Genomic DNA, 12,698 nt, shown 5'->3' on the forward strand with positions numbered 1-12,698 from the left:
TTTCCTTTCCTGGATCACTCACGACGGTGAGTGCGTACCGAATACACGCCGGTGATAGGCCAGTGGATTCGCCTCGCAGTGCCAGGCGTCGTCCACCGATCCTGTCACGATCTTGTGATCACCACCGTCCACGACGGCGTCCACGGTGCACACGATCCAGATGGGAGCGTCCGGCAGTCTCGGTGAGCACACGTGCGCCATGGCTTCTCGAAAACACAACGCCCTGTTGCCCTGTGGATCGTTCACGACGTCAGCCCTTGTCTGCCAACTCTTGTGCGTACTTCTTCGTCATGTGGTCGACGGCGTCGAGTTGCGCCTTCGCATGCCCCTCCCGGACGGCGCGCGCGTGAGCGCGGACAGCATCAGCACAACTTCGAAAAAACGGACAACTTCGCTGCCTACCAGCACTGTTGATGCCGATAACCGATACTGAGCTCTATGTCGGAACTCGGAAATGAACCAGACTCGAAGCAGAAGGCGGTGCTCGAGCGACACGCGTCATGGATCGAATTGTTCTTCGACCTGGTCGTGGTAGCCGGTATCGGTCAGCTGGCTCACCTGCTGCACGGTTCGCCGTCGTGGTCGGATGTCGCGCTCTACGCCTTGCTCTATCTCGCGTTCTGGACCGCATGGGCGACGTTCACGATGTACGGCAACGTTGCCGGCGACCGCGTCCGAATCCCGAGCATGCTGATCGCCATGTTCGGACTGGCAGTCATGATGGCGGCCGTGGCCGGCATCCACGACAACCATGCGCTGGCCTTCGCTGTCGCCTACGTGGCCGTACGCCTGCTGGCGAGTCGGGTGTGGCACAACGGCCAGATAGTAGTGGACTGGCCGATCGCCCAGATGTCTCTCGGTGTGATCCCGTGGATCGTCTCGTTCTGGTTCGAGGGCGAAACTCGTTTCTGGCTCTGGACCGCCGGCGTGACTATCGACCTGCTGATCATGTTTGTCGTCTCCGGCAGCGCGATCATGGAAGACGCGCAGGAAAAGCTCGACCGCATCATCAAGGTTCGCGGGTTCAAGGACGACCGGATGCCCGAACTCGAAGCCCTGCACTCCGATCGGGCTCATCTTGCCGAGCGGCTGGGCCTGTACGTCATCATCGTGCTGGGTGAGGGTGTGATCCTCGTGATCTCTGCGGCCTCGAAGCTCACCTGGGACTCCACGGTCGTCAGCCTCGCAGTCGGATCGTTTGTCCTGCTCTCGGGTATGTGGGCACTCTCGCTTCTCTACGGCCACGCCGGTGTTCCGCACCTGCAGCCCGAGAAGTTTCCCGCTCGCATCGACATGGCACTGCACTGTTTCACCACCGGCGCTATCGCGGTTCTGGTCGCGGGCCTCGGAGCGGCCACCGAACACGGCGCGGAACACACACCCGCGAACCTACGGTGGTTGTTGTGCGGAAGCATCGCAGTCTATTTCGGAATCAGCACCGTGGCGGGGCTGTTTGCGCGATCGGACCGACGGTGGCTGCTCGGCTGGGCGCTCCCCTGCACCGCCGTCCCCATCGTCATGGGCATTGTCGGCACGCACATGAGCGCCACGTGGATCATCTGGGTGCTGGTGGCCACCGTGACCTGGCAGAACGGCTACGAGTATGCGCAGGTGCGGCGTTCGCGCCGCTCTGCTGTGCGCCTTTATTAACCCCCCGCGGTTAATAAAGGCGCACAGCAGGGACGATTTTTACCCGCACCGCCGGGTCGAAGCGATAGGGCTGAGCCAGCACGATTCCAGCCAATCGCTTACGCAACCTCGACATCTCGGCCCGGACGGTCACCGTCTTGCGCGGATCGCCGAACAACTCTGAGGCGAGCTGCGAGGCCGTGAGGCCATCGGGCGCCTGTGTCAGAGCCAGGAGGATCTGCGAATGGCGCGGGCTGAGGTCGATACTCCAACCTCCCAAGTCCGAGGAGTACCGCAGTTCCATCGCATTCGGATCTCGCAGGTCCAATTCGACTTCGGCACAGACATTTCCAGACGCCGGGTTCACCTGAGGACGGATGAGCCAGCCGCCCGGCAGTGGCTCGCACATACACAATCCGAGTGACGGGAGCCAATGCTCGCCGCTGCTCATCGCTTTCGGTAGTGCAATTCGGTAGATCGGCGCCATCGAGTCCACCGCAGCAACCCAGCCACTACGGTCCACAACCATTGTCGGCTGACTCGCGCGAGCCAGCGTCGACGCCGAGATCATCCGAAGCCGATCCAATCCGATTCGATGCTTCTCCCGCAGTGCGGATTCCGCCAGCCTGGCCACACTGTCCACCAAAGCGAGAGTGGACGGGTGGACAGTGCCTGCGGCGCCGGCGACGTTGACGACGGCGAGCGCCCGGCGACTACGCGGATCCCGAACCGTCGCCCCGGAGCAAGTCCACGGATGCTGCGAGCGCGAGTAGTGCTCGGCCGAGAACACCTGCACTGCCGAACCTGATGCCAACGAAGTACCGATCCCGTTGGTACCGACAGCTTCCTCGGTCCACGACGCACCCTCGATCATCCCGAGGCGTTCGGCCCGATCCAGCATTCGACCGGGCCCGTGGCGCCAGAGGATGCGACCCTGTCGGTCCGCCACCACTATCAAATTCGCGTCGTCCGGGCCGACGAGCGGCGCCAGACCGCGTACCGCCTCGTCGAAGATCTCAGTCATTCCGGCCGCACCCCGACTCTCTTCGATCTCCGAGGCACGAGTGGTCTTCGTGATCGAACACCGCTCCGGATCGAGACCGAGGGCGCGCAGACGCGACCACGAATCGGCGATCACGGAGCGCGGGCGCGCGGGCGGTTTGCGCCCGGACATCGTTGCTTCGTACACGGATTCGAGAACACGTGCGTACTGCGCCGGGTCTTCACCACTACCCAGGGCCGGTTCGAGTCGATTCGTTGCGCCGATCACACTCCAGTCCTATGTGATGGGGTCATCGAAAGCGAGCGTTGCACCCGGTTGCAGAGTTGTCCGCGTGCGTGAACGTAGGACGGCGTTCACGCACGCGGACTGTGCTCATGCGTTGAGGGGTCTCCCCAGCGCCGAGAGCACAGACTCGTGCATTGCCTCCGAGAGCGTCGGATGAGCAAACACGACCTCGGCGAGATCATCGCTGGTGGCTTCGAGGGATCGGGCGATACCGAAACCCTGGATCTGCTCGGTCACATCCGGACCGACCATGTGCGCGCCGAGCAGTTCCCCGGTATCGGCGTCGAAGATCGTCTTGACGAAGCCTTCGGCCTCGCCGATCGCCAATGCCTTGCCGTTCGCCTGCAGGTCGAAGTGTCCGACCCGCAGCGTGCGACCAGTACCGGCGCACTGCTTCTCCGTCAGACCCAGACTCGCCACCTGCGGGCGGGCATACGTGCATCCCGGAACGTAGTCGCGATCGAGCGGATGAACATCGGGCACGCCTGCCAGCTTTTCGACGCACAGGACAGCTTCGTGACTTGCCTTGTGCGCCAGACATGGAGCGCCCGCGACGTCACCGATTGCGTAGATCCCGAAGGCACTGGTACGGCACCACTGGTCGGTGACGATCGCACCACGCTCGATCTCGACGCCCAGAGCCTCCAACCCCAGATCCTCGACGTTGCCGGTGATCCCGGCAGCCACCAATACCCGGTCCACGGTCACCGCCTGGACACCGTCGCTCGTCTGCACGTTCACTTCGACGGCGTCGGCGCCGACGGTCACCGCCGACACCGAGGCTCCGGTGTGAATCGTGATGCCACGCTTCTCGAACTGCCTGCGAACGAACGCCGAAATCTCTTCGTCCTCCACCGGCATGATGTGTGGTGCCATCTCGACAATGGTCACCTCGGTGCCGAGATCGCGGTACAGGCTGGCGAATTCGACTCCGATCGCGCCGGACCCGATCACGAGCAGCGACTTCGGTAGTTCCTTCGGGACGAGTGCGTCGAAGTAGGTCCACACCCGATCACCGTCGGGGGCAACCCCGGGAATCGAACGCGGCCGGGCGCCGGTTGCAATGATCACGTGGTCGGCTCGATACGTCTGACCTTCCACGGACACGACGCCCTTGTCCACCAACTTCGCGGTGCCTGAGATGACGTCTACGCCGTTCTTCTTCATCAGGTAGGCAACACCGCCGGACAATTTCTCCGAAACCCCTCGGCTGAACGACACCAACTTCGAGATGTCGAACTGGACAGACGCCGAACTGAATCCGTATTTGTCGAGTTCACTCAAGGTATGCGCGACGTCCGCGCCGTGAAGCATCGCTTTGGTGGGGATACAACCCCAGTTGAGGCAGATCCCGCCGAGGCGATCACGTTCTACCAGCGCAACGTTCAACCCCAACTGGGCGGCCCGGATCGCCGCCACGTAACCACCGGGGCCACCACCGATGACAAGAACGTCGTACTTCTTCGACGTATTGCTTTCCACCACAGCCCCTTACACCAGCATCAGCGCGGGAGAAGCGACAAAGCGCTGGAGCTCCCGAAGGAAGGTCGCGCCCAAGGCTCCGTCGATCACCCGGTGATCGCACGAGAGGGTCACGGTCATCACGGTCCGGACGGAAACACTGTCGCCGACCACCACGGCCCGCTTCTCCCCCGCACCTACGGCGAGGATCGCTCCCTGGGGCGGGTTGATGATCGCGTCGAATGCCTTGATCCCGAACATGCCGAGGTTGGACACCGTGAACGTTCCGCCTTGGAATTCTTCGGGGCGGAGTTTGCCGGTCTTCGCCTTGGTGGCCAACGAGAGCACCTCACCGGAGATGTCCGCCAACGACTTGGTGTTCGCGCTACGCACGATGGGCGTGATCAGCCCGGTCGGAAGTGCAACTGCCACCGAGACATCCGCCGACGCGAATCGAAGAACCGATTCGTTCGCAGCATCGAATTGGACGTTCACGTCCGGCACCTTCATCAGCGCAGCCGCGCAGGCCTTCACGATGAAGTCGTTGACCGACAGCTTGACCGCCGGGACAGTCGAATTGATCTCCTTGCGCAGAGCGAGGAGCGCATCGAGCTCGAGATCCGCCGTGAGCCGGAAATGGGGAGCCTGCTGCTTGGACGCCTGCAACCTGCCGGCGATTGCCGATCGCATGGGCGTGAACGGAATTGTGTCGTACTCGGGTTCGACGGCAATGGTTCCTGTCTGAGCCGCCGCTTCTGGCAGGAGCTGCGCGGAACGAGCGGCGTCGTGCACGTCGGCGACGCAGACGCGCCCCCGAGAACCCGTCGGACGACAATCGTGCAGGTTTACGCCCAGCGATCGGGCAGTTCTGCGTGCGACTGGGGTGGCAGGCACGGCACTGTCGTCGGCGGTTGATCGCAGCGGGAGGCCGGATCTCGTGGCCGGCACGGCTGGCGCAACAGTGCCACCGCCGTCACGAATCGCGTCGTCGATGTCTCGGACACTGATCCGCCCGAGTGGGCCGGTACCCACTACGGCGGCGAGATCGATTCCGAGCGCTTCGGCGCGTCGGAGTGCTCGAGGACTCGCAAACACGTCGCTCTGCGTCGTGCCCTGCAGAACACTCGGTACGACGGTGGAACCGGTTGGTGCAGGTTTCGCTGCAACAACCACCTTCGCAGCGGGTGTAGCCGTAGGTGTCGCGGGAGCCTCCGGTTCGGCAGCTGGTGACGGTGCCGGCTCTTCCGCCGGCGCGGTTGCGCCGCGAGCGGCGAGGAACTGCTCGATCTCCGCATCCGTCGTGGACGCATCGGCGGACACACCGATCACGGCACCGACGGGCAGAGTCTGCCCCGGTATGCCGACGATCTTGCGGAGAACACCGTCGAACGGCGCCTCCAGCTCGTTGGTGATCTTGCTGGTCTCGATCTCACAGATCAACTGGCCCTTGGTGAACGAGTCACCTTCCTCGATGAGCCACGCGTTGACCAACCCCTCCTCCATGGAGAGCCCCCATTTGGGGATGTCGATAGCTTTGATGTCAGCCATGATCAGGCTCTCACCAGCTTGCGAACCGACTCTTCGATGCGCGCAGCGTCAGGCAGCCAGGCAGTTTCGAGGGTCGGTGAGAACGGAACCGGAGTATGTGGCGGCGTGATCAGTTCGATCGGCGCTTTCAGGTAGTTGAATCCCTTGGTGGCGATCAGCGCGGCCACGTCGTGCCCGAAACCGCAGCGGGCGGCGGATTCGTCGACGATCACGACGCGTCCGGTCGATGCGACGGATTCGAGGATGCCGTCCTCGTCCAATGGTGAGACGGTACGAGGATCGACGACCTCGACCGAAATACCCTCGGCAGCCAGCTTGTCCGCTACGTCGTTGGCGCGGTTCACCATTGCGGACAAAGCGATGATCGTGACGTCGTCGCCCTGCCTGGTGTAGTTGGCGACGCCGAAGGGAATCGCGTACGGCTCGTCCGGCACCTCGCCCTTGAGGTCGTAGAGCACCTTGTGCTCGCAGAACACAACAGGATCGTCGTCCCGGATGGCCTGGATGAGAAGGCCTTTGGCGTCGTAGGCGTTGGACGGCGCGACCACTTTCAGGCCAGGCACCGCGGCAAACACGTTGTACGGAGACTGAGAGTGCTGCGCAGCGGCGGAGAAGCCGGCGCCGATCATGCCTCGCACCACCAGCGGAGTTCTGGCTTTGCCACCGAACATGTAGCGGAACTTAGCAGCCTGGTTGTAGAGCGCGTCGTAGGAGACTCCGAAGAAGTCCATGAACATCAGCTCGGCGACCGGCCTCAGCCCGGTCAGTGCGGCTCCGGCAGCCATTCCGATGATCGCGGATTCGGTGATCGGGGTATCGATTACACGCTCCGATCCGAACTCCGTCCACAATCCCTTGGTGACGCCCAGGACACCGCCGAATGCCTCGATCTTCTTCGTCTCCAGATCGGGATTGGTACCGGCATGCCCACCGCGTACGTCCTCACCGATCAGGACGACGCTCGGATCTCGTTGCATTTCTTGAGCGATGGCCTCTTTGACGGCCTCGCGGTAGGTCTTCTTCGACACGTTCTCGGCTTCCACGCTTGTCATCTCGGGCTCCTCAGTACGACACGTAGACATCGGTCAGCAGATTTTCGACTGGTGGGTACGCTGCGGCGCGCGCCTTCGCCACCGCCTCGTCCACCAGCACTCGCGACTGCTCGTCCACCGCGTCCAGATCAGCGGTGCTGACCTTCTTCGCATCCACACTGCTACGGAAATTCTTGAGCGGATCCTTGGTTTCCCGCAGTTGCGCAACCTGTTCCGCCGTGCGATACAGCTGCGCGTCACCCTCGAAGTGGCCGTGCCAACGGAATGCGGCCGCCTCGATCGTGGTGGGGCCACCGCCGGTCCTGGCTCGCTCGGATGCTTCCGCCATCGCGTCGTAGACCGCGAAGAAGTCGGTGCCGTCCACCTTGACGGCAGGCATTCCGAAGGATGCAGCGCGGGCGGCGATGTCGGGTGCGCCCACCGCGTAGTCGGTTCCTGTTGCTTCACCGAATCCGTTGTTCTCGATCACGAAGACGATCGGAAGATCCAGCACCACAGCCATGTTCATCGCCTCGAAGACGGTTCCCTGGTTGGATCCACCGTCTCCCGTGAACGACGCTGCGATGACGCCGTTTCGAAGTGTCTTGCCACTCAGTGCAGCGCCGATCGCCAACGACGGGGCTCCGCCGACAATCGCATTGGCACCCAGCATTCCCACGGACAGGTCGGCGATGTGCATCGACCCACCCTTACCGCGACACAGGCCGTCGTCCTTGCCGAAGATCTCGGCCATCATGCCGTTCAGATCGCAGCCCTTGGCGATGCAGTGCCCGTGACCGCGGTGAGTGGATCCGATGTAGTCGGCGTCGCTCAGGTTCTCGCACACTCCCACTGCGATGGCTTCCTGGCCCGAGTAGAGGTGAATGAAGCCGGGGATGTCACCGGTTGCATTCTCTTCGTGCAATCGATCCTCGAACGCGCGGATGCGCGACATCTTCTCGTACGCCTTCAGCAATGCATCCCGGTCCAGCCCTGAATGAGGCTTGGCCCCGGTCTTTTTCGATCCTGACGTTGCCGGCTTCTGCGCCGTCCGTTGAACCACCGTCACACTCCTCGTTCTCGATCACTCGTCGCCATGCAGTGTCGTGTAGGTCACGGGCGAAGAGAAAGAGTTGCGTGAGGTTGCCGGGAGTTGCGAAGGGTTGCAGCTGTTGACTTTCGAGCGTTGACTCAGGCGCCGCTGAGGCTGCCGCGTCTGATCTTGGACAGCGCGCGGTGTTGTACGAGTTCGACGGCGCTCGTTGTTGTTCTCAGTGACAGCGCCGTCTCACGCACGTCGAAACCGACAACGATGCGAGCTACCAAGACATTGCGTTCGACGGCCGACAGATCGCCGAACGGCAGAGTGAGTCGACTGGATGCGGGTAGCGAATCGATTTCGCGACTGATCGCGTCGTACAGATGCGCGAGGAACGCTTCTCCGGCGCGTCGTCGTCGCTGGATATCGGCCAGGACGGAACCGCAAATGCCGACGGCAATACGGTCAGCGTCGACCGGTCGCAATTCGGCACGACAGCGCCGCGTCACCAGAGGCACGATGCGTTGAAGGAGTTCCGCAATCGCGTCACGATCCCCTCGGGACGCATCGTCGGCAACACCGTCGATCGAACGTCCACCTGCCCTGCTTGTCATTCCGATCTCCCCCTGGTTCCACCCTTGGTCGAATTCCCGACTACTGCTCAGGTTTCGAGCTCGCTAGGGGCGTATCGGCTCGGGGCAGATCCCGGTTTGTTCCCCGATGATGTTGATCTCGGCGTTGGAACGAGGGTCAGCGCCGTAGTTGATCTGGTCAGTGCACTTCTCGGGGGGTTCGACGGCACCGGATGGGAGCGGGGCCGGGCATGAACCCATCTGCTCTCCGATGCTGTTGATCTCTGCATTCGAACGAGGATCGCCCGCATAGTTGATCTGATCGGTGCACTTGGTCGACCCGGTAGCCGGACCAGGGGCCGCAGGGGCAACTGCGCTGGCCGAGACCGGCGTCCAGGCCGGTGCTGCTCCACCCGCCGGGACTCCCGGGGTGGATTCGTCCGCGCTGCCGGCCGAATTCGAATTTTCGACTGTCTCCGACGTAGGTGCCACCGTGGTCAGCGGGGGTGTGGTCGCGGACGCCGCGACCACTGACGTAGCCGTCGAACCGTTTTCAGGTGCAGTGGTGTCTTCACTCGAACACGCGGTCATGGCGCACGCGCTTCCGATCGTCAGTACGGCAAGCAACACTCGCAGGCGCCGAGACTTGTTGGTCAGCAGAACATCAGGCATGTGCTCTCACGCTCCTCGATACAGAAATTCGGGTCCGTTCACCTCAAATGGCGAACATCGACGTGACTCACTCTAAAAGCCTGATTCCATCGGTTTCGTAACAGAATTCCGGCGGTCGCGTACCAACTCTCAACGGTCCCGACATTCATACGATTACGTAACGGTGGGTGGCGAAACGCCGATATCGAGATCACGTGTGATCCTATGAAAAGTGCGCATGCCGATGAGACAGTTCGCACCGGCCGGGGAGGGGAAAGTGTTGTATCGGAATGAGATCTGCGAGGGCCGAACAGGCCGCACTCGCAGGCTGTTCGGTACGGCACTCGCGACAGCGGCCGTCGGAGCGTCCGTGATCACCGGATGCGGGTCCACTCAGGGTGTTGTGATCGAAGGCGATGTCGCTTCCACCGGATTGTCCGTCACACAGCCCGCCGACCTGGCCAGACGGGTTGCCGAGAATTCGAGGCTGGGCCGTGCGCTTCTCGACGACCCAGGGGTGTCGGAGGGCGTGAAGACAGAACTCCGATCGTGCCCGGACTGGTATCCGATCTCTGTCGGATCCATCCTTCTCGATCCAGGCGCACCTCGTATCGTGCCGGAGACCGAACTGGTCGTCATGAATGTGTATCCGTGCCAACCTGCCCACCAACCCGGGACCGGAGTATCGATTTCGGTCAACCTCGCCGGCTACGTCTACCGCAGCGGCAAGGCCAGTTCGAGTGAAGACAATCCCGAACTGGGTGAGCGCCTGTTCTCCGTCGAAGAGCGCGGAAAATTCATCGTCAGCGGTCAGCGCGCCGCGAGTTTGTCTGTCCTGGAAACGGATCCGCGACCACCGGAGTTCGAATGTTGCCCGCGTCCGCCGCTGCGAACCGAGTTCCACTGGGATGGAACGGAGTTCATCCGTGATTGATCGCCGTCGCCGCGCGATGCTCGCCGGTCTTTGCCTGCCGGTCGCGTTTGCTCTCGCCTCCTGTTCCACCGAGCCTGAATCAGAACCCACTCCGAATATCGCAGCATCACTCGACCCCTCGGATCTCTCACAGGGCTTGAGCATCGATCCTGTTGCCCTCCTCAGAGCAGACCCGGAAGTGTCCGATGCGGCCAAGGACAGTCTCCGACTGTGCGGGGATGCGAACTTCCCCTTCGAAATCCGGTACTCCCACGTGACGGACGCCGTTTGGCAAGATGCCGTCGTCAATGTCTTCACCTGCGAGTCTGTCGGCATCTGGGGACGACCGGCCCCACCGGTCAGCTTCATGGTCGCCGGATTCGTCTACCAGATCGACGAATCGGGCGCTCACAAAGTCTTCGGAGTGCAAGACCCAGGACGCTACGTCGTCGGCTCAACCGGAGGATTGTCGGTCATGGTCGACCTGTGCAAAGACCCCGGCATTCCGGAGTTCTGTCAATCGTCGACTGCATACAAGTGGACCGGTGAAGGGTTTGAGAGTGTTCCGTTCCCATGAAAGCGAAGGCCGATGACCGATCCGTTGATTTTGCTGGTCGAAGACGACGCTGTCATCCGCGAAGCAACGCAATTGAATCTCGAACGCAACGGGTTTCGGGTGATCACCGCATCGGGTGGGTTGACCGGAATGGATTTGGCGGTCGACGCCAAGCCGGATATCGCCGTCCTCGACGTGATGCTTCCCGACCTGAACGGAATCAGCCTGTGCCGACGCATTCGTGAGGAACTGTCGGTGCCGGTCATCATGCTGTCCGCGCGCGACGACCCGGTCGACATCGTTCTCGGATTGGAAGCCGGTGCCGACGACTACGTCACCAAGCCCTTCGACAGCGGTGTCCTGGTGGCCCGTATCCGAAGTGTGCTCCGGCGGGTCGAATCCCATTCCGGTACGGAGAAAGACATCGTGACTCTCGGCGATCTGGAGATCGATCGCGAGTTGGTGACCGTCACGCGTTCGGGCGCCGAAGTGGCACTCACCCCCACTGAAATGAAGCTGCTCCTGATCATGGTAAGTGTGCCGCGCAAAGTCTGGTCTCGCTCCGAACTGCTCTCGGACGTCTGGGATTACGACTGGGGCGGCGATACGCGCATCGTCGACGTTCACATTCAGCGATTGCGCACGAAGATCGGCTCCGAACAGATCCGAACCGTCCGGGGGTTCGGCTACACGATGGACAACCATCGGTGAGATCGCGGGATCTCGCCGCCAAGCTCCCGTCCACCGGGAGGCGGTTGTCGTTTCAGTGGAAGATCGCTGCAGCGATCACGTTCGTGATTGCCGTCGCCTCGATCACGCTCAGTACCGTGATGCATCAAACCTTTTCACACAACCAAGAGGATGCAGCGCGGGCGGCAGCGGATCGCAATCTCCAACTGGTGCTGCAGGACGAAACGGGCAGCATGCGTGCGCTGTTCCGCGCCACCACAGATGGTCTCGACGTTCCGGAAGAGTTGCGTCAGGCCGTGGCGGGCGGCAAACGTGCCACCTACCTTGTCAACAGCGGGGACCAGCCATTTGTCTGGGCTGCTGCCGACGTCAACACTCAGGTGGTGGCGATTCGCGTCCCGTACACCGCGCAGCGGGAATCGATCGCCAGCGTCGATCGGACACTTCGCAATGCCACCATCGCAGTGATCGCAGCGGGTGCCGTCCTGGGTGTGCTGCTTGGACTCGCGATGTCGTATCGATTGCGCTCGGCCGCCCGTGCGGCTCGCAAAGTGTCCACCGGAGCGAACATCCGCGTCCGCTCGGTCACCTGGTCGCTTTTCGACGACGAGATCACCGAGCTGGCGGATGCGGTCGACGCAATGTCGGATGCGCTGCGGGGACAATTGGACGCCGAGAAGCGCGTGACAGCCAACATCGCGCATGACCTCAGAACACCCATCTCCGGACTGGTCGGCGCCGCAGAGCTTCTGCCGCCAGGTAGGCCTACCGAATTAGTGCGCGACGGCGTCCATAAACTCAGAAGGCTTGCCGAGGACGTCATCGAAGTGGCCCGCCTCGACACCACGTCCGAGCACGCTGACATCCAATCGGTGGAACTGGCACCGGTGGTTCACCACGCGATTTCCACCACCGGGGTGGAGTGCGAAGTGAGAGTTCACGGGACGCCTGTGTCGTACACCGACGCACGTCGGCTCGAGCGGATCATCGCCAACCTGATCTTGAATGCTCGAAATCACGGAAAGCCGCCGATCAATGTCGACGTCGACCACTCCCGCATCACGGTGCGGGATCGGGGCAGCGGGTTCACTGAAGAGTGGCTTCGTCAGGGGCCGAAGAGATTTCAGACCGATTGCGTCGAACGCGGCCCGAACTCGGGCCTGGGCCTCGGCTTGACGATCGTAGTCGGGCAAGCGGCGGTCATCGGCGCTCGTATCAACTTCTCGAACCATCCGAACGGCGGCGCTGTGGTGACGATCGACCTCCCCGAATGCCCGCCAGACGAGTTCGCTTGACACCGAGCCAGTTCGGCCGATCGGC

The 12,698-nt window shown here is 62.4% G+C and carries 13 protein-coding genes; 5 read left to right on the plus strand and 8 right to left on the minus strand.

Annotated features, from left to right (window positions below; genetic code table 11):
* Positions 1-18: 18 nt before the first annotated feature.
* On the minus strand, positions 19-246 hold the full coding sequence (locus GJB56_RS15420) for a flavin reductase family protein (RefSeq protein WP_230090983.1): 228 nt from the start codon (positions 244-246) through the stop codon (positions 19-21).
* Positions 247-438: 192 nt separating this feature from the next.
* Here GJB56_RS15420 and GJB56_RS15425 point away from each other — a divergent pair, with 192 nt between their 5' ends.
* Positions 439-1,650: a low temperature requirement protein A gene (locus GJB56_RS15425; protein ID WP_113683277.1), complete on the plus strand. Its 1,212-nt coding sequence runs from the start codon at positions 439-441 to the stop codon at positions 1,648-1,650.
* Positions 1,651-1,660: 10 nt separating this feature from the next.
* Here GJB56_RS15425 and GJB56_RS15430 read toward each other — a convergent pair whose 3' ends face one another.
* From GJB56_RS15430 to GJB56_RS15460, 7 genes are all read right to left on the minus strand, one after another.
* The gene (locus tag GJB56_RS15430; RefSeq protein WP_113683278.1) at positions 1,661-2,899 is read right to left on the minus strand and encodes a helix-turn-helix domain-containing protein; all 1,239 of its coding nucleotides are present in this window, start codon (positions 2,897-2,899) and stop codon (positions 1,661-1,663) included.
* 105 nt (positions 2,900-3,004) lie between these two features.
* The gene (lpdA, locus tag GJB56_RS15435) at positions 3,005-4,402 is read right to left on the minus strand and encodes a dihydrolipoyl dehydrogenase (protein ID WP_113683279.1); all 1,398 of its coding nucleotides are present in this window, start codon (positions 4,400-4,402) and stop codon (positions 3,005-3,007) included.
* A 6-nt stretch (positions 4,403-4,408) separates the two neighbouring features.
* Complete coding sequence (locus tag GJB56_RS15440; RefSeq protein WP_113683280.1) at positions 4,409-5,926, minus strand: 2-oxo acid dehydrogenase subunit E2; 1,518 nt, start codon at positions 5,924-5,926, stop codon at positions 4,409-4,411.
* Positions 5,927-5,928: 2 nt separating this feature from the next.
* Complete coding sequence (locus GJB56_RS15445) at positions 5,929-6,978, minus strand: alpha-ketoacid dehydrogenase subunit beta (protein ID WP_070385568.1); 1,050 nt, start codon at positions 6,976-6,978, stop codon at positions 5,929-5,931.
* A 10-nt stretch (positions 6,979-6,988) separates the two neighbouring features.
* Positions 6,989-7,912 (minus strand): thiamine pyrophosphate-dependent dehydrogenase E1 component subunit alpha, encoded by a 924-nt coding sequence (locus GJB56_RS15450; RefSeq protein ID WP_044479496.1) that lies wholly within the window; start codon positions 7,910-7,912, stop codon positions 6,989-6,991.
* 236 nt (positions 7,913-8,148) lie between these two features.
* A complete protein-coding gene (locus tag GJB56_RS15455) occupies positions 8,149-8,610 on the minus strand; it encodes an RNA polymerase sigma factor SigD (RefSeq protein ID WP_020970474.1) in 462 nt (153 codons plus the stop codon).
* 63 nt (positions 8,611-8,673) lie between these two features.
* Positions 8,674-9,240: a hypothetical protein gene (locus GJB56_RS15460; protein ID WP_019744902.1), complete on the minus strand. Its 567-nt coding sequence runs from the start codon at positions 9,238-9,240 to the stop codon at positions 8,674-8,676.
* Between the two features lie 256 nt (positions 9,241-9,496).
* On the opposite strand from GJB56_RS15460, the gene GJB56_RS15465 reads away from it, so the two are divergent.
* The 4 genes from GJB56_RS15465 to GJB56_RS15480 are packed head-to-tail and all read left to right on the plus strand — an operon-like array spanning position 9,497 to position 12,673.
* On the plus strand, positions 9,497-10,153 hold the full coding sequence (locus GJB56_RS15465; RefSeq protein ID WP_230090985.1) for a hypothetical protein: 657 nt from the start codon (positions 9,497-9,499) through the stop codon (positions 10,151-10,153).
* Positions 10,146-10,709 carry a hypothetical protein gene (locus GJB56_RS15470; RefSeq protein WP_113683282.1) on the plus strand — a complete coding sequence of 188 codons (564 nt, stop codon included), beginning with the start codon at positions 10,146-10,148 and terminating at the stop codon, positions 10,707-10,709. The genes GJB56_RS15465 and GJB56_RS15470 overlap by 8 nt, the downstream gene beginning before the upstream one ends.
* A 12-nt stretch (positions 10,710-10,721) precedes the next feature.
* Complete coding sequence (locus GJB56_RS15475; protein WP_020908777.1) at positions 10,722-11,399, plus strand: response regulator transcription factor; 678 nt, start codon at positions 10,722-10,724, stop codon at positions 11,397-11,399.
* Entirely contained in the window at positions 11,396-12,673 is a 1,278-nt protein-coding gene (locus GJB56_RS15480) for a sensor histidine kinase (RefSeq protein ID WP_020970479.1), read from the plus strand. Before GJB56_RS15475 ends, GJB56_RS15480 begins: the two co-directional genes overlap by 4 nt.
* Positions 12,674-12,698: the final 25 nt, after the last annotated feature.

It is taken from the genome of Rhodococcus sp. AQ5-07, from assembly GCF_009707305.1.
Classification (GTDB): Bacteria; Actinomycetota; Actinomycetes; order Mycobacteriales; family Mycobacteriaceae; genus Rhodococcus_F; species Rhodococcus_F erythropolis.

What these genes read in the sequence shown, in the direction of transcription:
- GJB56_RS15440 (WP_113683280.1), bottom strand. Translation starts at nt 5,926, where the DNA reads ATGGCTGACATCAAAGCTATCGACATCCCCAAATGGGGGCTCTCCATG.
- GJB56_RS15445 (WP_070385568.1), bottom strand. Translation starts at nt 6,978, where the DNA reads ATGACAAGCGTGGAAGCCGAGAACGTGTCGAAGAAGACCTACCGCGAG.
- GJB56_RS15475 (WP_020908777.1), top strand. Translation starts at nt 10,722, where the DNA reads ATGACCGATCCGTTGATTTTGCTGGTCGAAGACGACGCTGTCATCCGC.
- GJB56_RS15455 (WP_020970474.1), bottom strand. Translation starts at nt 8,610, where the DNA reads ATGACAAGCAGGGCAGGTGGACGTTCGATCGACGGTGTTGCCGACGAT.
- GJB56_RS15425 (WP_113683277.1), top strand. Translation starts at nt 439, where the DNA reads ATGTCGGAACTCGGAAATGAACCAGACTCGAAGCAGAAGGCGGTGCTC.
- GJB56_RS15450 (WP_044479496.1), bottom strand. Translation starts at nt 7,912, where the DNA reads ATGTCGCGCATCCGCGCGTTCGAGGATCGATTGCACGAAGAGAATGCA.
- GJB56_RS15460 (WP_019744902.1), bottom strand. Translation starts at nt 9,240, where the DNA reads ATGCCTGATGTTCTGCTGACCAACAAGTCTCGGCGCCTGCGAGTGTTG.